Consider the following 24697-nt stretch of genomic DNA (forward strand, 5'->3'; position numbering starts at 1 on the left):
TAAGGAGGTGAATTTCTTTTTTCCTCCTCCCTAGCGGTGACTATAGTCTTTTATTATCCTGCCGCTAAGAAGGTGAATTTCTTTTTTCCTCCTCTCTAGCGGTGACTATAGTCTTTTATTATCCTGCCGCTAAGGAGGTGAATTCATTTTTTCCTCCTCTCTAGCGGTGACTTTAACCTTTTATTCTTCTACCGCTAAGAAGGTGAATTTCTTTTTCTTCCTCTCTAGCGATGATCATAGCCTTTTATTATCCTGCCGCTAAGGAGGTGAATTTCTTTTTCCTCCTCCCTAGCGGTGACTATAGTCTTTTATTATCCTGCCGCTAAGAAGGTGAATTTATTTTTTCCCCCTCTCTAGCGGTGACTATAGTCTTTTATTATCCTGCCGCTAAGGAGGTGAATTTCTTTTTCCTCCTCTCTAGCGGTGACTATAGTCTTTTATTATCCTGCCGCTAAGGAGGTGAATTTCTTTTTTCCCCCTCTCTAGCGGTGACTTTAACCTTTTATTCTTCTACCGCTAAGAAGGTGAATTTCTTTTTTCCTCCTCTCTAGCGGTGACTATAGTCTTTTATTATCCTGCCGCTAAGGAGGTGAATTTATTTTTCCTCCTCTATAGCGGTGACTTTAACCTTTTATTCTTCTACCGCTAAGAAGGTGAATTTCTTATTTTCTCCTCTATAGCGGTGATTATAACTTATATATTCTGCTATCAAAAAGGGCACTTATTTAAAAACTGTCTAAAAAGTACCGCTAGAGAGGTGAAACTGTCTAAAAAATACCGCTAGAGAAGTCAAACTGTCTAAAAAATGCCGCTAAGGAGGTAAACCTGTCCAAAAGATACCGCTAGAGAAGTAAAAGTGTCGCAAAAATACCGCTAGGAAGGCGAATTAAACTACTTAACCCTTTAAAAATAGGATTTTTTATATTAAGCAATCGTTTTCATTGCCTGAAATCAAAAAAAAAAATTTTTTTTTTTCATTATTTTTTTATGCAAAATTGCGTAATTTTATAAAACTGTCCAAAATGACACCGCTAAGGAGGTGAAAATGAAGTTATTTTTCCAGTTATTGTATTTCAAATGTCCCTTTTTATAAAACTGTCCAAAATGATACCGCTAAAGAGGTGAAAAAACTCATAAAATCTCATGAATTTTTATATTTTCTAAGAAAGAAATAAAGTATAATTTGCTCTCAAAACCTTATAAATCAAGGCTTTTATAAAACTGTCCATAATTATTCCGCTAAGGAGGTGAAAATCCCGGGAACATGCATTGTTTCGTTAAAAGTGTCCAAAAAAAACACCGCTAGAGAGGTTAATTTTTAAGTTTTTTTACCCTTTTGCAATCCTGGTAATATTCTTTTATTATAAGCTTATATAGGTATAAACGGTAAAGGAGGTGAATTAATTGGCTACTAAACTTAATAATGAACATATAGAAATAATTATGAATAAGTCTAAAAGTTATAACATATTTGATACATATATAGCTTTAGCTCATATATCAAGAGAAGTTAATAAAAAATATTATATCCAAACATTTAGTGATAATAAAGCTGATATAGTAAATGAAGTAAAAAAATATATTAATGTTTCTTATAAAACAATTTATAATAATATAGATGAGCTTATATCATTGGGTATTTTAAAATATAACAATGATTTATCAAGTTGGACTTTAGTAGGTATGGAAAATATGATTAAACCTAAAACTTCTACTGATGAAGACAAAATAAACTTAAAGGGTTTTACTAGAATACGTGATTTTTTCTTTAAACCACAATTTCAAAATATGAAAGCAAGAGAAAAACGCTTAGTTATATTTTTAGCTCAACTTTGTGATTCAAAGGCTTCTAGATCATATTCTGAATTCAAAATGAATTTATTTAATCCTAAAAGTCGTTGGATGGATATTCTTAAAACTAAATGTAAATATTATGCTAAAAATACAGTAGAACATATGTTAAATAAATATAATGATATATTTAAAGATAATTCAGAGGAACTTAGAAATAAAGATTTAGCCCCTAAAAAAGTAAGTAGATTTAAGTTTTCTTTTAAATGTAATGCCTTAAGAGAGGCTAATAATACCGATGATCAATACGAGTTAATTGAACTGTATAATAGTAAAGAATTAGCTCTGATAAAAGAAAAAGCTAGTTTTGCTGAAGTTACTCTTAATAAAAAGCAAATTGTACACTTAGTTAGAGCAATATCTACATTAAAGCAATGGTTCTTAAAAGAAAGAGTTGTTCAAATAATTATTAATAAATATAGAGCTATACAAGTTCATAAGAGCAGAGAGCCTATTAATTCTCTTCCAGCTTATGTAACAGCTGTTGTAAAGGCAGTATTCAATGAATTTTCAGATTTTAAGAATAGTCATAAACATCTTAGCGGCTACGGCGTTGGTGAGACCTTTTTATACAATTCAGAAAATGATTATGAATCTACTGTAGATAATGATATATTATCAATTTTAAATATAATTTAGTGCCTTACTTAAAAAATTCACTTTTTTAGTAAGGCTATTAGTGTTTACCTTTTAATTAAAAAATAAGATGTAAGTTATAGCTTACATCTTATTTTTTTGTTTATATTCTTTATTTTTAGTATCAATTTTCAATAACTTTGTAAAGTTATTTATTTTTTTTGACTTTCTTAGAAAAGTTATTTAATTTTTATATAATAAATTGTAAAGTTATATAAAAACAATTAAATTTATGAAAAGTCATTTATTTTTTACTGAAATTAATGTAAAGTTATTTAAGAGTAAATAATTATTTGAAAAGTTATTTAATATTAAGGCAATACAAAGAAAAGTTATTAAATAAATTAATAAAGTTGTTTAATTTGTTAATATAGTTGTTTAATTTTTCTGTAATACTATAAAAATTAAATTTTCAATAAACCCTTGATACTTCTGGTTTAAGATACAATTAATCATATAGATAAATTGTATGTATATAAAAGTAATTGTATGTTTAAATATTAAGAGTAAGTATATAGATTAACTATTCCCATTTGTAAATTTTCAAAACAGATAATTTGAAATAATAAAAATATATATTTATAAAAGTAATAATTAATAGATCATTATAAGTTATTTGAAACCATTTATTGAGTTTTATGATATTATATGATATTATAATATCATTAATAGTTTTATATAGATATTAGGAGGGTATTATGTTAGAAGTTAAAAATCTTTCGAAAAAATTCAAAGCATTTACAGCTGTAGATGATATAAGCTTTGAAGTTAATCCAGGTGAGATTGTAGGTCTTTTAGGTGAAAATGGAGCTGGAAAGACAACAACAATGAGAGTTATAGCAACAATGATGACACCATCAAATGGAGATGTTAAGGTAAATAATTTTACTATAACAAAGGATCCAGATAAAGTAAGAAAAAACTTAGGAGTACTTTTTGGTGGAGATGTAGGCTTATATGATAGACTTACAGCAAGAGAAAATATAGCCTATTTTGCTGAGCTTAACGGACTATCAAAAGTAGAGACTGAAGAAAGAATAAGGTATCTCGCAAAAGCTTGTCAAATTACAGATTTTATGGACAAGAAGGCAAAAGGATTTTCAAGGGGTATGAGACAAAAGGTATCTATAGCGCGTTCTATAGTTCATGATCCTAAAGTTATGTTATTTGATGAACCAACTACTGGCCTTGATATTTCTGCTGCTAGATCAATTCATGATTTTATAAGACAATGTAAAAAAGAAGGTAAAGCAATATTATTATCATCTCATTCTATGTATGAGATAGAAAAATTATGTGATAGGGTAATAATGATGCATAAGGGTAAAGTGATAGAATCAGGTACTCTAGATGACATTAGAGAAAAGTATAATAATTCAGATTTAGAAGAAGTATTTGTAAGTCTTATCGGAGGTGGAAACGATGAATAAGATGTGGAGCATAGTATTTAAAAAGGAAATAAAAGATTTCTTTAGAGATAAAAAAACAGTATTTACCACTATATTTATGCCAATAATTATGATGGTGGGAATGTTTGGACTATCTTTTACATTAGGAAACAAACAAATGAAAGAAGTAGAAGAAAACTTTACAATGATTTTAAAAGATAATGGTAATAGTGCCATTAGTGAATACATAAAAGAGCAAAAAGGTGTCAAAATCGTTGATAAAACTGATATAACTGCAGCTATTGAAGATGGAAGTATTAAGGTAGCAATAGAGATTCCTGAAGGATTTGATAAAGCTGTAGAGGAAGGAACTGTTCCATCAGTTAAGGTTTATTATGATAATGCTACAGATTCAGGAACTACAGCTATTTCTAGAGCAAATGAAATAATAGATGGTTATAAAGATACTATAGTAAAGGACAATTTATCAAAATTAAATGTACCAGATTCTGCATTAGAACCAATTGGAGTAGAAATGGTAGGAATAAAGAAAGGTGATGATACCTCAAATTCTATTTCTATGATGATAGGAATGATGTTACCATATATAATATTACTTTTTGGTGCATCAGGTGTAATGAGCATAGCAACGGATTTAGGAGCCGGTGAAAAGGAAAGAGGTACCCTAGAACCTTTATTAACTACAAAGGCTGGTAGAGGGGCTATAGTGACAGGAAAATTACTTGCTTGTACTGTAGTAGGGTTAATAAACTCATTATCAATAATAGTGGCATTACTAGGGGGACTATTATTATTACCGGAAATGATGGGAATGTCATTACCTATTAATGTGACAGTAACTCAAATACTTTCTGTAGGATTATTAACAGTATTTCTTGCAATATTATATTCAGCAATATTTTTATCATTATCCTTTGTTGCAAAAACTTTTAAGGAAGCACAAACTTTTGCGTCTTTTGGTATGATAGCTACTGTTATACCAGCTATGATATTAATGTTTGCTAATGTAAGAACTGTAGGAACTATAGATTTTATAATTCCTTTATATAATGTCGGATTATTAATGAAGATGATTTTATTAGAAATAGTTTCAACAAATCAAATAGTAATAGTAACAATAAGTACCCTTGTATATGCTATTTTAGCTGTAGTAGGAACAAAATATCTTCTTTCTAAAGAAGAAGTTATTTTTAGAGGATAGAGATTTCAAGTCATAGAGTATATGGGACAAGGCTCAAGATTTACAACTACTTATTTATAACAGCTGTTAATATGAGCAAATTATATAAAGTAAAGGTCGATGCATCATTAAGTTATTTAAGATGTATCGACTTTTTATTTTTATGCATAAATGTAAAATTATATGTAAATATATCGAAATAATTAACGAAAATTTAGTATAATCATTATTACTTAAGATTTAGGGGGAATGATTTATGGAAGTATTGATAAGATATAAGGAATCAGAATACATTAAACTACAAACGATTTCAGTGATAGGTTCTTTTAATAATTATGATAAGAGTAAAGGCTATATGAAAAAGGAAAATGGTATATGGTACTATAAAATTAATTTAGGACCAGGGAAGCATTATTATAAGTTCATAATAAATGATGAATTAATCATCAATGATCCAGAAGCTAATATGTATTTTCCTGATGAAAATGAAGAACTATGGTCAGTTATAGTTATTAATGATAATGATGAAAGAATGTACAATAATGAAGAATATTCAGTTCATATAGATTCATATATGATAACTAATTATATCAGTGAGGAAGAAAAGGTAATTAACAAAAAAGTATTTAGTATAGTGTCTGATAAAAAGATAGTAACTAGATTTAAGTTTAATAATGTTACAGGGATACATACAGTGGTAGTAGCATGGTTTACTCCAGATGATGAGTTATTTCAATATAGTGAAAATAATTTATTTGCTCCAAATAGGGAGCATGAAGGTTTTATGTGGTTTTGGCTTGATCTAGATGATAATAAACATAGATTAAAGTTAGGAAAATGGAAGATAAAAATGTTTATTGATGGACAATTTATTTTAGAAGATGAAATTAAAATATTAAATCTAAATACATATTCTTCAATGGGGAAAATTAATTTTTGATGGGAGGAAAGAGATATGATTACTATTTCTAAAGAGATATTAACAAATAATTACATTACTAAAACAAATAATAGGGTTGTAGAAAACAACGAAATACAAAATAATAATCAATATGTAGAGACTGATATAAAATTTTCAGCTAATAAGAAGGTCGATGCCACAAAAAGTTCAGATAATAAATTAGAATCTATTTTTTCAGCGGTAAAGGCTATAAGTAATTCATTAACATCAATTGCTGATAATGTAGGTAAAACTGTTGTTACAATAGGTAAAAATGTTGGAGACTCAGTAACAAAGGTTTCTAAGAGTGTTATAGATGCATCTAATAGTATTACAAAGACTATAGAAGATGTTTCAGAATCTGTAACAAATAATATTACTGATACAGCAAAGAAGGTAGCAAGCACAGTAAAACAAGTTACAACCACTGCCGCCTCTTTAAAAGATACGGCAGAGGATATAGTTAATTCTGCTACTAGTTTTGTAAGTACAGGAATAAATACTGCTGTTACAGTTGGAAAAGAAGTAGGAAATATTGCATCTGTGGTTACTATTTCAGCTGCAAGTATAAAGGGCACTATAGATAGTCCTACTATAGGTTTAATTGGAAAAGTAGTAAACACTGCAGGAATAGTTAAAGGTGCATATGATTCTATTGATAAATCTGTAAGAAATATTTCAGCTTCTGTTACTGATGGATATGCAAGGATGAAAGGTGATTATGATAATATTGTTAGTGACATTGAGAAATCACTATCACCTATTAATGAGATAAAAGATTCTATAATAACTACCAGTGAAGAAGTGATAGATACAGTTACTTTTGTAGCAAATACAGTTAAGAATGGTTCTACTGATGTTATTAACACAGCAAAAGACTATGCTAGAAATATAGGAAAGATCATAGGAGATACTATTGAAGATTCAAGAACAGCAGTTAAGGAAGCATATGAGAATATAAAAGATAATATTAATAATATAGAGGAAGTAAGTAATAATTTTAATTTTCAATTCGCATAGAATATAATAGATGAATCACAATAGTCTTCTATATAAAGATTTTGAATAGAGATATTATAAAGGGGCTGTCGCAATAGCAAATGAAAATTTGTAGGCGAGAGTCCCATTATATTTTAATAATTATTTTGTGCATCTTAGATGGTATAAAATACAACTTACCATATATAGTATTGTTTTTTAATTAATAACAATATATATTATTATTAAATTTATTTGGAGGTGGGCTATGGAGGTTAGGGTAGAAGAATTTATTGAAGGTAAAGAAGAGATAGTTATTCGTTGTAAGAAAAAAACAAATTATATTGATGGATTAATTAAATATATAAATGGATATCACAAAAAAATGTCTGTAATCGATGATGGAAAGATAGTTTTGATAGATCCTAAAGAGGTTTACTATTTTGAAAGTGTAGATAATATAGTTTTTGTATATTTAAAAGATCAAATTTACCAAAGTAAGTATACATTAAGTGAATTAACAGAAAAATTAAGCCAGTGTGGTTTTTTTAGATGTAGTAAATCTATGGTTATAAATATTAATACTATTCTATCGTTAAAGAGCCAAGCAGGAAATAGAATAGATGCAACTTTGAAAAATGGCGAGCATATCGTTATCTCTAGGAGATATGCGAAAGAGTTTCGAAGAATACTAGGAGGTGAACAATGATGAATAAGTTATTAAAATACTTTACATGGGAGCTTAATACCGAATTTATTGCATCAGGGTATTGTATAGCTATAGTATCGTTATACAGTATATTTAATTTATTATTAGGCATAAAAACTGTTGAAATAATAGTTATGCTGGAGATGTTTTGTACTTCATATATTATCACCATTGTTCAGAAATTAATTTATAAAGATGATAGTACAATAAGAATGATTTTGTGGTACATATTATCAATGATAATATCAATTGTACCAGCTGTAGTATTTCAGTGGTTTAGTAAATTAAATCTTATAATGTATGCTATTTTCATGTTTTTAGCACTTATAGTGGTTCATGTGGGATTACATTTTGCAAGTAAAATAGATAGTAAAAATCTTAATGAAGCATTACTGCAATATCAAGAAAATCATAAGGAGGGATAGATATGGATAAGGTAATAGAAATAAAGAGTCTTACTAAGAATTATGGAACAGCGAGAGGAATAAATAATATCAATTTTTCTGTTGGCAAGGGCGATATATTTGGTTTTGTTGGGCCTAATGGTGCAGGAAAATCTACTACAATTCGTACTACACTAGGATTAATAAAGCCTGATAACGGGTTTTCAAAAGTTTTTGGAAAAGAAATATATAAAGGTAATGTAGAAGTGTTAAGAAATGTTGGATACATGCCATCAGAAGCTATGTTTTATCCTAATATGAAGGTAGATGAAATTATAAAGTTATCACAAGATATTCATAAGAAGGATTGCTCTGCTTATGCAGATGAATTATGTGAAAGGTTGCAAGTTGATAGAAAAAAGAAAATAGATCAGTTGTCATTAGGAAATAGAAAAAAAGTTAGTATTGTATGTGCTATGCAACATAAGCCAGAACTTTATATTTTAGATGAGCCCACTAGTGGTTTAGATCCGCTTATGCAAAAAGAATTTTTCAATTTATTAATTGAAAGAAATAATGAAGGTGCAACAATACTATTATCTTCTCATATTTTAACTGAGGTACAAAGATATTGTAACAGGGTAGCAATAATTAGAGAAGGTAATATTGTTACCGTAGATTCCATAGAGGAGCTTTCAGCTTCTAAATCTAAAAAGGTAAAATTAGTAGGTGCTAAAGAAATTATAAAATTAGAAGGAATGTCAGCTATTACAATATCAGAAGAAGAACAAAGTTTTTTATATAATGGTGAAGTTGAAAGATTAGTAAAGGAACTAGGGAAAATTCATTTTGAGGATATTACAATAGAAGAGCCATCGTTGGAAGAAATATTTATAAATTATTATGAAAAGGAGGAAAAATAATATGAGTATTTTAAAACATGAAATTAAAATGAGTTTTAAATCAATATTAATATGGTCTCTTAGTGTAGGATTAATGTCTTTTGCATTTATATTGATATTTCCAACTATGAAATCTTCTTTGGTAGATATGTCAGATTCATATAGTAATATGGCTGGTATGTCAACAGTGTTTGGCATGGATAGATTAAATATATCAGAAATAATGGGGTTCTATGGTATTGAAATAGGAGCAGTATTATCTTTAGGAGGAAGTTTATTTGCAGCTGTTTTAGGAATAGGGATTTTGTCTAAAGAAGAAGGTGGACATACTTCAGAGTTTATTTTTACTTTACCAATAAGTAGAAAAACAATTTTGATAGAAAAATATTTAGCAATGATATTTTGTATTTTAATCTTCAATGTTATTTGTATTATTTTAATAGTTAGTAGTTTCCTTATCATTAATGAAGAAATACAAATAAAAGAATTTATATTACATCAACTTTCTTTAATTATTATGAATATTGAAATTGGATCTATTACTTTTGGTATTTCTGCTTTTCAGAAAAAATCTAATTTCGGTATTGGAATTGCTACAGCATTGATTTTGTATTTTTTTGATATGATGTCAAAGCTTAATGATAAAGTAGAATTTCTTAAGTATATATCTCCATTTTCTTATTGTGATGCTTCTAAGATAATAACTTCCTTAGAAATTGATGGCAAATTATTAATTCCAGGAATTGCAATAATAATAATTTCTGTTTCTATAGGATTTTTTAAATATTTGAGAAAAGATTTAGTAAGTTAAAATTGAATGAAAATTCAGATAAGTGCGACAAAAAAGTAAAAAAGTAACAATGAAATCTCGAAAAAATATTTAAATAAAAAAAGTTCAAATGACCATTTTCCCATTGAATTAAATTATATTTAAATAAAATTTGTATTAATAGATATTTACAATATATTGTAAATATCTATAGTTTTTTTGCTTAATATCAAAAAAATACACAAAAAAACTATTTATATCCCATAAATATACAATATATGTAACTTTATGTTATAATTATACATGCATAACATAAAGGAGGGAAAAGTTTGAAAAAGATAAAAAGTATATGTATTTTTACAGTATTATTAATAATGGTATTCTCAAATACTTTTTTTGTAATGGCTGATGATACAGGATATTATATCAAAAATTACAATGTTGATGTAGTAGTAAATGATAAGAGACAGTGTATAGTCACAGAAACAATTGATGTATATTTTAATGAGAAGCGTCATGGAATAAAAAGAGATATACCAATAGTTAGTAGTATAGAAGATTTCGCTTTTAGCGAAATCTTTTTTTATAAAGTGTCCCCGGGGAATACAAAAACATTTATGTGGTGTATAATACAAATATATGGGAAATTATTAGGGGTGATATATTGAAGAAGTTTAAAAGTGTTATATTAATTATGATTACTATAGCTACAGTATTTTTTAATAGTATCATGGCATTAGCCGATGACGATGGATATTATATAGAAAATATGAAAGTTGATGTTGAAGTAAATGATGCTAGACAGTATATGATTACAGAAACTATAGATGTGTATTTTAATGAAAGTCGTCATGGAATTACGAGAAATATTCCAACAAGTAGTGTAGATGAGAATTATGATATTAAAGATATTGCTGTTACTGATGATAAGTATACAATACAATCAAATCAAAATGAAATAATAATAAAGATTGGTGATTCAAAAAAAGAAGTTAAGGGAAAGAAAAGATATGTTATAAAATATACGTTAGATAATTATGCAGATGAAGAAGATGATGGAGATTATATATATTTGAATGTGCTTGGAGCGCAATGGGATACTACTATTAAAAATTTTACTGCAACTATAACATATCCTGAAGAAGCTGTATTAGAAAAGTATTGGCTATATAGTGGAGAATATGGAGATACAGATAATGAATTTGTGAATCTGTCAAAGAACAAGAATAATATTATACTGACATCTAAGAATGAAATTCCTTCCAATAATGCTATTACTATTAAGGCAAGATTAAGTGAAGGAGCTTTTAAAAATGCCAGGCAGTATCAATATCCTTTTATAATTAAAAATGAAACAGAAAATATTGAGATAACTAAGAATCAAGAATATATAGTAGATAAGTCTTTTGTTATTAATGTAGTTAATAGCGATGAACAATGTGTAATCGATTTATGGGATGATTATAATCTTTTATATAAAAGTAAAATAGAAGGTATTAATGTAAGTGATAAAGATATCTTTGTAGATGAGAAGAATAGAAAAATTACATTGCCTAAGGTGCAAGGTGAATACAAATTTAATATACATTATAAGGTGATACCTGTATTACATTCTGATGTTAATATTAATCTTAATCCATCTTATAATAATATTAAAGTAGAAAAACTTACTTGTAATATAAAATCATATTATGATATTGAAGGTATAAATAATAAACTGTCTAGCAGTAAGTATGATATAACTATTAATAAAAATAATATAAAGTTTGAAAATAGAGATGAGATTAAAAGAGGAAATGATATAGACTTAAAGGTAAATATTAATACAAGCTTATTTAGTAGAAAGATACCATTTGCAATAATACTAGCTGTAGTATGGTCTGCTGTAGTATTTATTATAAGTATATATATCTATAAAAAATATTGTAAAAAGAAAAAGCTTACACCTAAGTTAGATATATATTATCCTAATAATATAAATAGTACTGAGATGGCTTATATAATAAAGGGAAAAGTAATTCCAGAAGATGTAGTATCATTAATATTTTATTGGGCCAGTGAAAATTGTATAAAAATAAAGATCGGAGAGAAGAAGAAAAATAAGTTAAAATTCATAAAGTTAAGAGAACTTGATGAAAAACATAAAGAATATGAAAAGGATATGTTCGAGTCGATGTTTTCTAAGGGAGATGGAAATGAAGTAACTACAAAGAAGTTAAAGAAAAGTTTTTATTTAGATATAAATAGAGTAAAATCTAAAATTTCAAAAGAGTTTAGAGGAGAAAAAGCATTAAGAGATAGAGTTACTATTGTATTAAGTGTAGTATCCTTAATCTTATCACAAATTCCTATTATAATAGTTGCTATAGCAAAAACTATTGTCTACAATGAAAATTTTAATTATATATTACCGATTATAGGAATAAATATTGCATTATCCATTGTTTTATACTTCGTTGGTATTTATATATCAAAAAAGATCTATGATGGTGATCTATCAAAACTAAGGATTAGATTAATTGTATTTATAGGAACTTTATTAATATCATCAATTTCAATAATTTCATTGTACTCCATTGCTATACCATTTCAGTATATAGTTGTAACAATAATATTATCTTATATAAATATATTAATAAGTGGACTTATGCCAAGTAAAAGCCAATATGCTATAGAGACAATAGAAAATATATTAGGATTTAAAAAATTTGTTACTATTGCTGAGAAAGAAAGATTAGAAACATTGGTAGATGAAAATGCCAAGTATTTTTATGATATATTACCTTATGCGCAAGTATTAGGTGTTACTAGTACTTGGTGTGATAAGTTTAAAGATATAACTATGGAGCCATCAACATGGTATTATAGTAATACTACAGGTAGTAGTTATTATGATTATCTTATGATTACAGCTATGACAAAATCAATGGCTTCAATATGTCATGATGTTACTACACCACCAGTAACAAGTACTACAAATTCAATTATAAATTCATATTCTAATGGTGGATTTTCAGGAGGAGGATCTGGCGGTGGTGGTGGATCAAGTTGGTAATTAGATAGTTCAAAAATAGGAAAGATTCCGGTTTAAGCGGGATCTTTTTTTAGTATCCCCTGGGGATACAAATAGGAAGATGTATTATCATCTATAGTATGTGCTCTCGGGGAACACAAATTAAATTGTATCGAAAATGTAAATATGATATTTAAGTGATATAATAATAGAATATCATGATTAAAATGAGGAGGATAAAAGTTTGTTTAAACTTAAGAGATTTCTAAGACCTTATATGAAGGAAACCATTGTTGGGTCAGGGGCAAAGTTATTTGAGGCAATCTTAGAATTATTACTGCCACTTTTTATGGGGAAAATTATAGACATTGGTATAAAGAATGGTGATATACCTTATGTATGGAAAACTGCAATAATAATGCTAGGAATTATATCAGTAGGCTTGGCATCAGCATCATTGTGTCAGTATTATGCTTCCTATACATGTCAGAACTTAGGTAATGATTTAAGAAAAGAATTGATGAGAAAAATATCAACATTATCATATGCCGATATAGATAAGTTTGGTAATGCTACTTTAATAAATAGAGTTACTAATGATGTAAATCAAGTGGTGCAAGCAGTAGCTATGCTTATAAGACTTGTAAGTAGAGCCCCTTTCTTGTGTATTGGTGCTTTAGTTATGTCTATATATATTAATCCAAAGTTATCGTTAATTTTTGCGGTATTAATTCCTATTTTTATTTTAATAGTAGTAATTATTATGACAAGGACAATACCGTTATATAAAGATACGCAAGGAAAACTAGATAAACTTGGTAGTGTACTTAGAGAAAATTTATCTGGTGTTAGAGTTATAAGAGCTTTTGCTAGACATAAAAATGAAAAGAAAAGAATGGATGAGGCTACAGAAGAATTATCAAAAGCATATATTAGGGTTACAAGTTTATCTGCTTTAATGAATCCTATTACTTCTTTAGTTATGAATATGGGAATTATAATAATATTTTATTTAGGTGCAATAAATGTTAATAAGGGGACGCTATCTCAAGGTGATATAGTAGTATTAATTAATTATATTACACAAGTATTATTGGCATTAATAATTGTTGCAAATCTTGTAGTACTATTTACAAAGGCAGCAGCATCGGCTTCAAGAATAAATGAAATATTGGAATGTGAACCAAGTATTATTGATGGTGCAATAAATACTACAGAAGATAATACAGATGATAGTATAGTTTTTGATAATGTGTCATTTAAGTATAACGAGGAAGATACATTAAGTGATATATCTTTTACTATTAAAAAAGGTGAGGTATTTGGTATAGTTGGTACTACAGGAAGTGGTAAGTCTACTATAGCAAACTTAATTTGTAGATTTTATGATACTACAACTGGTAATATACTTTTTAGAGGTACAAATGTAAAGAAATTGTCACAGGGTTATTTACATAAAGAGATTGGTATAGTGCCGCAAAAATCAGTTTTGTTTTCTGGAACTATCGCTGACAATATAAGATGGGGAAAAGAAGATGCCACTGATGAGGAAGTTATAGAGGCACTTAAGGCAGCTGAGGCTTATGACTTTGTTTCTAATATGGAAAATGGTATAAATTCTATGATCTATGAAGGTGGTAAGAATTTCTCCGGTGGACAGAAGCAACGTTTAACTATTGCTAGAGCATTAGTTAAAAAGCCACCAGTGATTATTATGGATGATAGTTTAAGTGCATTAGATTATGCTACAGATAAAAAGCTTCGTAATTCATTAAAAGAAACTTTAAAAGATAGTACAATTATTATTATTTCTCAAAGGATAAGTTCTATCGTTTCTTCAGATAAAATCTTAGTTTTAGATGATGGAAAAGTAATGGGACTAGGGACACATGAAGAATTACTTAATAATTGTGAAACATATAAAGAAATTTATATGTCACAAAGTAAATAAAGGAGGAAAAGTGATGGAGAATTTTAAGAGATTATTAAAATACATAAAACCATATAAGTTTTTAATTCTGTTAGCACTTTTCTGTGCTTTTGTAAGTAATATTGCTGTTATAGTTGCAACTTATTTAAATGGTAAAGCTATAGATAATATAGTTGGTACTAATAATGTTAATTTTAAGGGATTAAGTACAATATTAATTACCTTAGCGGTTATATATATAGTATCTTCAGTATTCCAATGGTTTATATCTAGATATGCTAATAAGATAGCTTATATTATTGTAAGAGATATGAGAAGAGATACTTTTGAAAGTTTAAATAATCAACCATTAGCATATTATGATCATAATCCTCATGGAGATATAATAAGTCGTTTTACTAATGATTTAGATAATGTTAGTGATGCGTTAGCAGTATCGATAACAAATTTATTTTCAGGATTAGTAACAGTAGTAGCATCACTTATAGCAATGTTTTATTTAAACGTAGGGATTACAATAGCTATATTAGTAGTTACACCAATATGTTTTATAGTAGCTTCTACTATCAGTAAGTTTAACCAAAGATTTTTTCTAAAACAACAAGAATCTGTTGGAGAGTTATCATCATTTGTAGCTGAAATAGTAGGAAATCAAAAGGTGGTAAAGGCTTTTAATCGTGAAAGTCAATCAGTAGAAGATTTTGATAAAATATCTGATAATTTAGCAGAAACTGCAACGAGGGCAATGTTTGCATCTGCTATGATAAATCCAAGTACAAGATTTGTAAATAATATAGCTTATATATCAGTTGGCTTAGTTGGAGGTATTCTTGCTGTAACAAAAGGTGTTTCTGTTGGTATTGTATCGAGTTTTTTAATTTATGCTAATCAGTTTGCAAAGCCTTTTAATGAGATATCAGGAATAACTGCACAAATACAAACTGCTTTTGCATCTTTGACTCGTATTTTTGAGATTATTGATGAAGAACCTGAAAGTAGAGATAAAGATAATGCCATAGAATTAGAAAACTGTAAGGGGAATATTGAGATAAGAAATGTTGATTTTTCTTACGATAAAAAGAAACCACTTATAGAAAACTTTAATTTTAATGCTAAGGCTGGTGAAACTATAGCGATAGTAGGACCAACTGGTTGTGGAAAAACTACATTAGTTAATTTACTTATGAGATTTTATGATATTGATAAAGGTGAGATATTAATTGATGGCATAAATGTGCAGGATATAACTAGAGATAGTTTAAGAAAAACATTTGGTATGGTACTTCAAGATCCATGGTTATTTAAGGGAACAGTAAAAGAAAATATAGCTTATGGAAAGCCATGGGCTACAGATGAAGAAATAATTGCAGCAGCAAAGTCCGCCCATGCCCACTCTTTTATTAAAAGAATAAAAAATGGCTATGATACAATTATTTCTGATGAAGATTTATCACAAGGACAAAGACAGTTATTAACAATAGCTAGAGTAATGTTAGCTGATCCAAAGATGCTTATATTAGATGAGGCTACAAGTTCTATTGATACTCTTACTGAAATAAGAATTCAAAAAGCTTTCTTAAAGCTTATGGAAGGAAGAACTAGCTTTGTAATAGCACATAGACTTTCTACTATTGTAAGTGCAGATAAGATTCTTGTTATGAATAAAGGAAATATAGTAGAGCAAGGAAATCATAAAGAATTATTAGAGAAAAAAGGATTCTACTACGAATTATATAATAGTCAATATGCATGATAATTGCAGCTTACAGTTTTAAAAAGTGTTCCCAGGGGACACTTTTTTATTATACCCATGGGAGAAAATCTGAGTTATTTAAAAGATTTTTTTCAATTGTTCCGTTATTATTTTTGAAATAGTAGCAGTTTTTATTAGAATTTGATTTAATTATTTTATAATTGTCATTGTGTATTACAAAAGCACAGTTATTTTCTAATGCTATACCAGGAAGTTTTTCTGTTTTCATAGCAATATCAAAACTTTCATGACCTATCTCATTATAATGAGGACAATTAATTCCATGAATTAGACCAAGTCCAATGGCAGGTTCATAATCCCATAAGCCAGGATTCAATAAAGAACTATGACCTTTATCAAACCAACAAATTGCACCGGCACTTATACCAGAAAGAACTATGTTTTTATGAAAAGCTTCTTTTAAGAATATATCAACTTTTCTATCTTTCCATATTTCCATCATCTTTACTGTGTCTCCCCCACCAACATAGATAATATCAGATGATAGAATTTTTTCTTTTATTTCATTTTCAGTAATATCGTTATTTATTAAAAGTAATGTATCAATTATGCAACCTAATTTATCTCCATATATAGATTGGATTGTTTTAATATAGCCCTGAGAATCTCCACTAGCAGTAGGAATAAAAAGAAGTTTAGGATTTTTCTTTTCCGAAAATTGTACAATAAATTTATCTATTATAAAAGTTTCATTATTAAGAATCTCTCCACCACCGATAGCTACAATTTTACCCATAAAAATCACCTCATATATAATTATAAAATTACTAAATGAAGTATTCAATGTATTGCCAATTAGTTTTACAAAATATGTAATTATGTTATAATATATATGGTTTTAAATAATTTACCAAATAGGGATATATTATAATATTAGGGGGGGCTATGGATAGTAATCTTAAGAATTATTTAGAAAATATAAAAAAACCATGGGGAATATTGTTTTATAAAGTAATATGGGAGCAACTTTCAAGTATAAGTAATTGTAAGGTTCTTGATTTTGGAAGTGGATTTGGATTTACATCAAATTATTTAGCAGCCAAAAACAATGTTACTGCAATAGAACCTAATTTAGAAATGATAGAAGAAAGAATATGTGAAAATAATTACAAACAAATTTATGGTGATATAAAAGCATTAAAAGAACAAGAAGATAATTCGTTTGATGTTATATTGTGTCATAATGTTTTAGAATACGCAAAAGAAAGAAAAGAGATATTTGATGAATTTTATAGGATACTTAAGCCCAACGGTGTATTGTCAATAGTGAAGCATAATCATGCAGGTAGAATTATGCAAAAAGTTGTTTTTGAAAATAATGTAGATGAAGCAATATCTCTTCTTAATGGTGGGAAAATTAATGTATATTCTTTTGGAGAAATAAATTATTATGACATAGATGATATTAAAGAGTGGATAGGTAATAAGAATATTATTATAGAGAAAATTCGTGGTGTTAGAACGTTTTGGGCGTTACAACAGAATAATGAAATAAAAAATGAAAAATCATGGCAAGACAAGATGTTTGAAATTGAAATGAAAGTTTCAGATATTGAAGAGTTTATTAATATATCTTTTTTCAATCATGTTTTATTAAGAAAGATAAGATAGTTGGATGAAAGATAAAATTTTAAAGTGTGAATAAGTGTCCCGGGGGAACACAAAATACAATTTGATAGGAAGAAGATAAAATATGAATATTAAATTAGTAGAAGATAAAAGTTTAAAAAGGAAAATATCAAAAAAGATATTAGAAAGCCTACCTCAGTGGTTCGGAATTCCAGAATCTACTAAGGAATATATCGAAGAAAGTAGCAGTATGCCATTTTGGACTGTATATGATGAAGATAATTATATTGGATTTATCGCAGTAAAAATTACAAGTAAGTATACAGCAGAGATTTATGTTATAGGAGTAGATGTAGAATATCATAGAAAAGGTATTGGTACTGCTCTATTCAAGGAATGTTATAAATGGTGTAAAATAAATGGATATGAATTTTTGCAAGTAAAGACATTAGACGAATCAAATCCAGATATATATTATAAAAAAACAAGAAAATTTTATAAAAGTTTAGGATTTAGAGAGTTGGAATGTTTTCCTACATTGTGGGATGAATCAAATCCTTGTTTAATTATGATTATGAAAATTTAGTCTTAGGTATATATATGAATCTGTTCTACTTAAGTGTTGCTATATAAAAGGGGAATAAGGATCTTTTAGTAATACAATAGATTAGGTTAAGAAATAAATAAAAAATTGACAATAAATAAAAGTTATTAGGGGTGTGGAAGGAATTATGGTTAAGTATAAAATTTTGCAATGGAATATTGGATCATATCCATATGTATCACAAGATAATTTTGAAGATGAATTAAATAAATTTGCAAAAGATGGATGGGAAATTAAAAATATTAAAACTGCTGAAAGAAGAAGCATTTTTAATACAAATAGTACTATTATAGTTTTTATGGAGAAAAATGAAGAGGATTAGGTGTCCCCGGGGAACACAAAAAATTTTCTTAATTATGATGTATATGTAGGTTGAAAGTAAGGTTTAAGCATATATATAATGCTGTTCTACTTAAGTTTTGTTATGTTGTAGTATAAAGTCATATTAGTATCTGTTCTACTTAAGTAGTGGTAGAAAGTTATAAATAGAAAAGGAGGTACACTAAAAAGTAAGTTACCATCCAATTTCTATTGAGTATATGCAAACAATAAAATATGTAGTATAGATTAAAATATAAGGAGAAGATGATTAAATGGCATTACTAAAAGTAAGTTTTATAAATCAGCCTACGCCATTAAAGTTATTATCTTCGTTGCTAGAAAAGTAACGAACAGTTTTTACAAATGACCATGTTTTACCATTGTCTTCTGATTTGCATAAAGAGTAATGTCCATCTTTATATGCATTTCCACAAGATTGAAGTCTTAAATATAGGATTCCGTTTTGCTCATAAGGCGTACTTATCTGTATATGGCTTACACCTTGAGAATTCTGAGTTATTGATTCTATAAGTTGATTTTCGAAAGTAACTTTTTCAAATGTTTTTCCACCGTCTTCTGTTCTTAGTAATATCCATGTTGGATTAGCTACTTCACAGGATGGTGATAAGAATCCAATATTTTCATTTATAAAAGTTAAATTAATATTTTTTACATTAGATGAAATAGCATCATTTAAAACGATAGATTCATTAGTATTTTTATTATATTTATACAGAGTATAAGTTTTTTCAGTATCAAAAGAAGATGGATTTATAGAATCTTTAGTACATTTTAATGTGTATGTAATTGTATCATCTAATTTAAATTCAACGCTACCATCATCTAATGTTTTAGCAATTTGTTTTCCAATATTGGATAAGTCAGAACGATATATAGATGTGGTTATTTCACCATCAACTGCATCTAAATTATCAGTAATAATGTACTTAAGGGAATTAGTAACTGTTTGTTGATTTGGAACAAATAATGAAATAGTGTAACCAGTTACTGATGATGTATATGAATTAGTAGGTTCTTTTGTAGTTCCATTTGAATCTATGTATACAATTCCTTTTGCGTTAGCAGCTAATGTTTTCTCTCCAGAATAAGATATTGCAAATGTATTTGCATCACAATTACTAGTTGCGTATTTTAGTGGTAATAAACTAAGATAATTAATTAGAGGATCTATACTAAATTTTTCATCATATTGTGGTTTTACATCTTTATTTAGTGTTAAAGAAAGTTTCTTTCCTTCATTATAGTTATAGTCAATAAAAAAACTATCAGTAGTACCATTTTTATTTTTTCCGTATAGTAAAGCATTAATTGAGGTAATAGTTCCATCGTGATTAAAAAAAACTTTAAAATCACCAGAGACATATAATTCTTTAGGTAAGGTAACTTCGTCAGAAATATCATGAATTATATTTTGAAATTCATCAGTATAAATATTATCACTACTTAGGGTAATTGTTATATTTTTTTCTGGATGAAATAATTTTCTTAAAATATGTGGTTCAAACTTACTATCAAATATAAAGGTTTTATATCCAAAGATTAATGTTATTACTATTATTATAGATAAATAAGAGTATCTTAATATTTTAAATGATGTGCTATTTTGTGATTTTTTTCTTTTCAAAAATGTATTGTTTTTATATTGTATGAAAAAGTAAATTGATATATAAGATAATATGGATACAAAGCAAGTTAAAAAGAGGATGAAATAAATAATTACTGTAAGCATATTTGCATGTATTAATTTATATAAAAAGTGTAATGTAAAAAAGTATAATATAACAAAAATAAGCTTAGATGAAAAAGACTTTAAAAGTGATTTTGTATTGTTTTGCATATAAAAATCCTTTCTTTTAAGTTAATTATATACTTTATTATTAACTATATTTTCAATAAAATCAATAAAAATACAAGTGTAAATTTGCGATATTATGAAATTCTATTTATTTAAGTGATTTAGAGGAACAATTATAAATTTTGTAATATCACATAGATTAAGTATGATTAAGGTGATTGTAATAGTACTAATAACTATAAATGAAGTAGTAGAAGAAATTTGTAGAATATTATGTATAGAGATTCTAAATTAATACAATACATAGAGAAAAGAGAGAAATGAAGCTATTTGACAAAAAAATAATATATATGTAAAATAAAAGGTACAAAGGGTGTTTGGAGGAAATTATGGTTAAGTATAAAATTTTGCAATGGAATATTGGATCATATCCATATGTATCACAAGATAAATTTGAAGATGAATTAAATAAATTTGCAGAAGATGGATGGAGAATTAAAGATATTAAAATTACTGAAAAGAAAAGTATTTTTAATAGTAATAATACTATTATAGTTTTTATGGAGAAAAATGAAGAGAATTAGGTGTCCTCGGGGAACACAAAATATTTTCATAATTATGATGTTGAAAGTAAGGCTTAAGCATATATATGAATCTATTCTACTTAAGTGTTGTTATGTTGTAGTATAAAGTTATATTAGTATCTGTTCTACTTAAGTAGTGGTAGAAAGTTATAAATAGAAAAGAGAGGGGCATTTTATTTGAAAATAAGTGCCCCTCCCCTTTTTTATAAGGGAGTTATTGTATTTCTATCCTATTTGAAGATGGAGAAGTTTTTTGAAGTTTAGGTAATACTATTTTTAATTCTCCATTTTCGAATTTAGCTAAGATATCGTCTTTATTTACATTATCTACATAGAAAGCTCTTGAGAAGTTGCCATAATGGCGTTCTCTTCTTATATAGTTATCTTTTTCTTCATTTATAAATTCATCTCTCTTTGCAGAGATAACTAGTTGATTATTATTATATTCTAGAGAGATATCTTCCTTTTTTACACCAGGTAATTCAGCAATGACTAAGTATTCATTGTCTGTTTCCTTAATATCAGCATTAAAGCCACCAGAACTTGCACCAAATGGTGCAAAGAAATCATCATTGAAGAAATCTGATATGAAATTTTCAAATGTGTCTCCCCTACTTAAATTTTTATTACTTCTAAAAGGTATTAATCCAAACATATAAAAGACCTCCTTATTTTTTTATAAAATTATTGAATATTAATTTTTGTTATTTTTTCCTCTGGCTTTGGAAGCTTTGGTAATGTAACAATAAGTTCACCATTTTCAAACTTAGCTGAGATAGAATCTTCTTTAATATCCTCAACATAGAAAGCTCTTGAGAAGTCACCATAATGACGTTCTTTTCTTACATAGTTATCTTTTTCTTCATTAATAGTCTCATTTCTTTTTGCAGAGATAATTAGATTGTTATCCTTGTACTCTAGAGAAATATCTTCTTTCTTTACTCCGGGTAATTCAGCCTCTACTAGGTATTCATTTTCTGTTTCTTTAATATCAGCTTTAAAGGTGTTAGCTTCTTTATAAAATGGTGTAAAGAAGTCATCATTAAAGAAGTCTGATATTAAATTTCCGAATTCATCTCCTTTGTTATCGATAGATTTTGTGTTAAAAGGTATTAATCCGAACATATAAAAGACCTCCTTCTAAAATCTTTGTTGGATTTAATTTATTTTGTTTATTTATTGTTTTGTTTTTTCTTTATGTCTATATTATAGAATTATGGGAAAATATAATCAAAATCCATTATGATTTATTAAAAATAAAATTGATTCATGAGAGAATGGGTTGAAAAAATAATGCAACAAATCTTAAAAATACTTTGAATATCTTCGTTTTTAGCACTCACTCAATGAGAGTGCTAACAATTTTGGAATATTACTAATATTCACATTAATATCTTTATACTTAATAAAACTAATAAGAATATGAAATATAGTGAAGGTAAGGCATACATGAAGTTTTGCAATAAAAAAATATATATAAATATTTTGTAAGATAATATAAAAAATAGTATAATTTATAGAAAAAGTTAGTTATTTGGAGGGAAAGGTTTAATGAAGAAAAATAATGTAAAATATAGTGAGCTTCTAAAAATATTTAAAGATCTTAGAAAAGAGCAGGTATTTTTATTTTTTATATGCTCAATATCAGTAATAGCAAATACATTTCTAGTTTACCAAGTACAAGGATTAGTAGATGGAATTAATAATAGTATCCCTTTTAAAGATTTAGTTAAAGTATTTTATAAGATACTATTTTGGGGTATTTTCACCTTTATATCTGAATTATATCAAGTAAAAAGATGGCATTATTTTGGTAGTAAATTAATTAATAATATGAGATATAAGATGTATAAAAGTATGATAAGAAAACCGATAAAGTTTTTTGATAGTAATACAACAGGGGACATTGCATCAAGAGTATTAAATGATGGAAGTTCTATAGCAGAAAGTGCAGGGATTGAGGTACTAATGTTTATACTTAACTTATTTAAAATTGCTATTGTTATGATTGTATTATTTTCATTTAATATTAAATTAGCATTGATAGTTCTTATTATATTGCCAATATATTATTTATTACTTGTTAAAGTAAATAAGAATATGAGAGATGCATATAGAGATGAAAGAAAAGCATTTGCAGATATGCAACAATTATTGATAGAAAATGTCAATGGTATTGTAAATATAAAAACATTACAAAAAGAAGAATATTTTTCTAAAAAATTTGATAATGCTGTAAATAAAAGATATTATTCTAAGATAAAAACAGTAATAAATCTTCAAGTAACTGTAGCAGCGATAAATGAAATTATGACTATTTTTTTGCCAGTAATGATTTTAATTTTAGGAGCATATTTTGCTTACAATAAGGAAATTACAATAGGAACATTGATAGCTTTTTATACTTATTTAGCAAGTTTAGTAGAGCCTATAGCAAATCTTACTGATTATTATCAAGGATCTAAGCAAGCTCTTGGTGCAGCAGATAGAGTTTATGACTTTATATTTGATGCTGAAGATAATGATAAAAAAGAAGAATTTAATTGCGATGTAGAAAAAATTGATATTAATATTGAGAAGTTTTCGTGGAGTGACAAAACTATTTTAGAGAATTTTAAGTATAAAATAGAAAAGGAAGATAGAATCTTTATTAAAGGCGAGAGTGGAAAAGGTAAAAGTACATTATTAAAGTTGATTATGAATTTTTATGATATTAGTAATGGAGAAATTACTATTAATGATAAGGATATATCGAAGGTTAAGGAAAGTAGCTTATACGATAATATTTTAATGATGACTCAAGAGCCATTTATTTTTGAGGGAACATTAAAAGAAAATTTGCTTTTAGGAGATAATTTTACTGATGATGAAATTGCAAAAGTTGCAAAGGTAGCTTGTATTGATAATCTTATTGAGGAAAAAGGTATAGATTATGAAATATTAGAAGGAGGCTCTAATTTGTCTGGTGGACAAAAGCAAAGAATCGCCCTAGCGAGAATTTTACTTAGAAAACCAAGTGTATTAGTGTTAGACGAAGCGACAAGTGCTTTAGATAAGACAACAGAGAAAAGTTTGATAAGAAATATTGATATATATTTAAAAGAAAATGGTATTACTTTAATTGCTGTTTCTCATAATAATGAAATTGAAACAATATGCAATAAGGAAATTATTCTTAGTTAAAAAATAACTAATTTAGGTAATAGTATAAGAATTGCGGGGGCGACAATATGAATATTGAAAAATTAGAGAGTTGTTTAAAAAGGCTTCAGAAAAAGATAATTTTTCAGGTGTAGTTTTAGTAAAAAAGGGGGAAAACTAAGTATTTT

Annotated in this window: 22 protein-coding genes; 18 read left to right on the top strand and 4 right to left on the bottom strand. The window is 27.2% G+C overall.

What is annotated here, in order from left to right; all coding sequences use genetic code 11:
* The first annotated feature begins 1404 nt into the window (after nt 1–1404).
* The 13 genes from CM240_RS13330 (at nt 1405) to CM240_RS13390 (ending at nt 16453) form a co-directional block, all read left to right on the top strand.
* A complete protein-coding gene (locus CM240_RS13330) occupies nt 1405–2490 on the top strand; it encodes a hypothetical protein (RefSeq protein ID WP_044039988.1) in 1086 nt (361 codons plus the stop codon).
* Between the two features lie 695 nt (nt 2491–3185).
* On the top strand, nt 3186–3917 hold the full coding sequence (locus CM240_RS13335) for an ABC transporter ATP-binding protein (RefSeq protein ID WP_044039990.1): 732 nt from the start codon (nt 3186–3188) through the stop codon (nt 3915–3917).
* On the top strand, nt 3910–5097 hold the full coding sequence (locus CM240_RS13340; RefSeq protein ID WP_044039993.1) for an ABC transporter permease: 1188 nt from the start codon (nt 3910–3912) through the stop codon (nt 5095–5097). The genes CM240_RS13335 and CM240_RS13340 overlap by 8 nt, the downstream gene beginning before the upstream one ends.
* 235 nt (nt 5098–5332) lie before the next feature.
* Nucleotides 5333–6016 carry an early set domain-containing protein gene (locus CM240_RS13345; protein WP_044039995.1) on the top strand — a complete coding sequence of 228 codons (684 nt, stop codon included), beginning with the start codon at nt 5333–5335 and terminating at the stop codon, nt 6014–6016.
* A gap of 15 nt (nt 6017–6031) precedes the next feature.
* Entirely contained in the window at nt 6032–7036 is a 1005-nt protein-coding gene (locus CM240_RS13350) for a hypothetical protein (protein ID WP_051483856.1), read from the top strand.
* Nucleotides 7037–7262: 226 nt separating this feature from the next.
* Nucleotides 7263–7703 carry a LytTR family DNA-binding domain-containing protein gene (locus CM240_RS13355; protein ID WP_044039999.1) on the top strand — a complete coding sequence of 147 codons (441 nt, stop codon included), beginning with the start codon at nt 7263–7265 and terminating at the stop codon, nt 7701–7703.
* Entirely contained in the window at nt 7700–8128 is a 429-nt protein-coding gene (locus CM240_RS13360; protein ID WP_044040001.1) for a hypothetical protein, read from the top strand. Before CM240_RS13355 ends, CM240_RS13360 begins: the two co-directional genes overlap by 4 nt.
* Before the next feature lie 2 nt (nt 8129–8130).
* Nucleotides 8131–9009 (top strand): ABC transporter ATP-binding protein, encoded by an 879-nt coding sequence (locus CM240_RS13365; protein ID WP_044040004.1) that lies wholly within the window; start codon nt 8131–8133, stop codon nt 9007–9009.
* A gap of 1 nt (nt 9010) precedes the next feature.
* On the top strand, nt 9011–9799 hold the full coding sequence (locus tag CM240_RS13370) for an ABC transporter permease subunit (RefSeq protein ID WP_044040006.1): 789 nt from the start codon (nt 9011–9013) through the stop codon (nt 9797–9799).
* Between the two features lie 287 nt (nt 9800–10086).
* Nucleotides 10087–10425: a DUF2207 domain-containing protein gene (locus CM240_RS13375; RefSeq protein ID WP_044040007.1), complete on the top strand. Its 339-nt coding sequence runs from the start codon at nt 10087–10089 to the stop codon at nt 10423–10425.
* Complete coding sequence (locus CM240_RS13380) at nt 10422–12812, top strand: DUF2207 domain-containing protein (protein ID WP_044040008.1); 2391 nt, start codon at nt 10422–10424, stop codon at nt 12810–12812. The genes CM240_RS13375 and CM240_RS13380 overlap by 4 nt, the downstream gene beginning before the upstream one ends.
* A gap of 202 nt (nt 12813–13014) precedes the next feature.
* Nucleotides 13015–14721, top strand: a complete 1707-nt coding sequence (locus tag CM240_RS13385; protein ID WP_044040009.1) for an ABC transporter ATP-binding protein — start codon at nt 13015–13017, stop codon at nt 14719–14721.
* A gap of 13 nt (nt 14722–14734) precedes the next feature.
* The gene (locus CM240_RS13390) at nt 14735–16453 is read left to right on the top strand and encodes an ABC transporter ATP-binding protein (protein WP_044040669.1); all 1719 of its coding nucleotides are present in this window, start codon (nt 14735–14737) and stop codon (nt 16451–16453) included.
* 49 nt (nt 16454–16502) lie between these two features.
* Here the strand turns inward: CM240_RS13390 and CM240_RS13395 are convergent, their stop codons facing one another.
* Nucleotides 16503–17210: a Type 1 glutamine amidotransferase-like domain-containing protein gene (locus CM240_RS13395; RefSeq protein ID WP_044040010.1), complete on the bottom strand. Its 708-nt coding sequence runs from the start codon at nt 17208–17210 to the stop codon at nt 16503–16505.
* Nucleotides 17211–17359: 149 nt separating this feature from the next.
* Between CM240_RS13395 and CM240_RS13400 the strand changes: the two genes are divergently transcribed.
* From CM240_RS13400 to CM240_RS13410, 3 genes are all read left to right on the top strand, one after another.
* The gene (locus CM240_RS13400; protein WP_044040012.1) at nt 17360–18085 is read left to right on the top strand and encodes a class I SAM-dependent methyltransferase; all 726 of its coding nucleotides are present in this window, start codon (nt 17360–17362) and stop codon (nt 18083–18085) included.
* An 82-nt stretch (nt 18086–18167) separates the two neighbouring features.
* Entirely contained in the window at nt 18168–18629 is a 462-nt protein-coding gene (locus tag CM240_RS13405) for a GNAT family N-acetyltransferase (protein WP_044040013.1), read from the top strand.
* A gap of 145 nt (nt 18630–18774) precedes the next feature.
* Complete coding sequence (locus tag CM240_RS13410; protein ID WP_044040014.1) at nt 18775–18969, top strand: DUF4177 domain-containing protein; 195 nt, start codon at nt 18775–18777, stop codon at nt 18967–18969.
* Between the two features lie 300 nt (nt 18970–19269).
* Here CM240_RS13410 and CM240_RS13415 read toward each other — a convergent pair whose 3' ends face one another.
* Complete coding sequence (locus CM240_RS13415; protein WP_156930595.1) at nt 19270–20613, bottom strand: sialidase family protein; 1344 nt, start codon at nt 20611–20613, stop codon at nt 19270–19272.
* 560 nt (nt 20614–21173) lie between these two features.
* On the opposite strand from CM240_RS13415, the gene CM240_RS13420 reads away from it, so the two are divergent.
* Nucleotides 21174–21368, top strand: a complete 195-nt coding sequence (locus CM240_RS13420) for a DUF4177 domain-containing protein (RefSeq protein WP_044040016.1) — start codon at nt 21174–21176, stop codon at nt 21366–21368.
* Nucleotides 21369–21582: 214 nt separating this feature from the next.
* Here the strand turns inward: CM240_RS13420 and hsp18 are convergent, their stop codons facing one another.
* Nucleotides 21583–22023: a heat shock protein Hsp18 gene (hsp18, locus tag CM240_RS13425; RefSeq protein ID WP_044040017.1), complete on the bottom strand. Its 441-nt coding sequence runs from the start codon at nt 22021–22023 to the stop codon at nt 21583–21585.
* Between the two features lie 29 nt (nt 22024–22052).
* The gene (locus tag CM240_RS13430) at nt 22053–22493 is read right to left on the bottom strand and encodes an Hsp20/alpha crystallin family protein (RefSeq protein ID WP_044040018.1); all 441 of its coding nucleotides are present in this window, start codon (nt 22491–22493) and stop codon (nt 22053–22055) included.
* 426 nt (nt 22494–22919) lie between these two features.
* Here CM240_RS13430 and CM240_RS13435 point away from each other — a divergent pair, with 426 nt between their 5' ends.
* Nucleotides 22920–24551: an ABC transporter ATP-binding protein gene (locus tag CM240_RS13435; protein ID WP_044040019.1), complete on the top strand. Its 1632-nt coding sequence runs from the start codon at nt 22920–22922 to the stop codon at nt 24549–24551.
* Nucleotides 24552–24697 lie beyond the last annotated feature (146 nt).

The organism is Clostridium bornimense (assembly GCF_000577895.1).
Taxonomy (GTDB): domain Bacteria; phylum Bacillota; class Clostridia; order Clostridiales; family Clostridiaceae; genus Clostridium_AN; species Clostridium_AN bornimense.

What these genes read in the sequence shown, in the direction of transcription:
- CM240_RS13405 (WP_044040013.1), top strand. Translation starts at nt 18,168, where the DNA reads ATGAATATTAAATTAGTAGAAGATAAAAGTTTAAAAAGGAAAATATCA.
- CM240_RS13365 (WP_044040004.1), top strand. Translation starts at nt 8,131, where the DNA reads ATGGATAAGGTAATAGAAATAAAGAGTCTTACTAAGAATTATGGAACA.
- CM240_RS13345 (WP_044039995.1), top strand. Translation starts at nt 5,333, where the DNA reads ATGGAAGTATTGATAAGATATAAGGAATCAGAATACATTAAACTACAA.
- CM240_RS13355 (WP_044039999.1), top strand. Translation starts at nt 7,263, where the DNA reads ATGGAGGTTAGGGTAGAAGAATTTATTGAAGGTAAAGAAGAGATAGTT.
- CM240_RS13335 (WP_044039990.1), top strand. Translation starts at nt 3,186, where the DNA reads ATGTTAGAAGTTAAAAATCTTTCGAAAAAATTCAAAGCATTTACAGCT.
- CM240_RS13430 (WP_044040018.1), bottom strand. Translation starts at nt 22,493, where the DNA reads ATGTTCGGATTAATACCTTTTAACACAAAATCTATCGATAACAAAGGA.
- CM240_RS13360 (WP_044040001.1), top strand. Translation starts at nt 7,700, where the DNA reads ATGATGAATAAGTTATTAAAATACTTTACATGGGAGCTTAATACCGAA.
- CM240_RS13435 (WP_044040019.1), top strand. Translation starts at nt 22,920, where the DNA reads ATGAAGAAAAATAATGTAAAATATAGTGAGCTTCTAAAAATATTTAAA.
- CM240_RS13395 (WP_044040010.1), bottom strand. Translation starts at nt 17,210, where the DNA reads ATGGGTAAAATTGTAGCTATCGGTGGTGGAGAGATTCTTAATAATGAA.
- CM240_RS13370 (WP_044040006.1), top strand. Translation starts at nt 9,011, where the DNA reads ATGAGTATTTTAAAACATGAAATTAAAATGAGTTTTAAATCAATATTA.
- CM240_RS13400 (WP_044040012.1), top strand. Translation starts at nt 17,360, where the DNA reads ATGGATAGTAATCTTAAGAATTATTTAGAAAATATAAAAAAACCATGG.
- CM240_RS13340 (WP_044039993.1), top strand. Translation starts at nt 3,910, where the DNA reads ATGAATAAGATGTGGAGCATAGTATTTAAAAAGGAAATAAAAGATTTC.
- hsp18 (WP_044040017.1), bottom strand. Translation starts at nt 22,023, where the DNA reads ATGTTTGGATTAATACCTTTTAGAAGTAATAAAAATTTAAGTAGGGGA.
- CM240_RS13390 (WP_044040669.1), top strand. Translation starts at nt 14,735, where the DNA reads ATGGAGAATTTTAAGAGATTATTAAAATACATAAAACCATATAAGTTT.
- CM240_RS13420 (WP_044040016.1), top strand. Translation starts at nt 21,174, where the DNA reads ATGGTTAAGTATAAAATTTTGCAATGGAATATTGGATCATATCCATAT.
- CM240_RS13350 (WP_051483856.1), top strand. Translation starts at nt 6,032, where the DNA reads ATGATTACTATTTCTAAAGAGATATTAACAAATAATTACATTACTAAA.
- CM240_RS13410 (WP_044040014.1), top strand. Translation starts at nt 18,775, where the DNA reads ATGGTTAAGTATAAAATTTTGCAATGGAATATTGGATCATATCCATAT.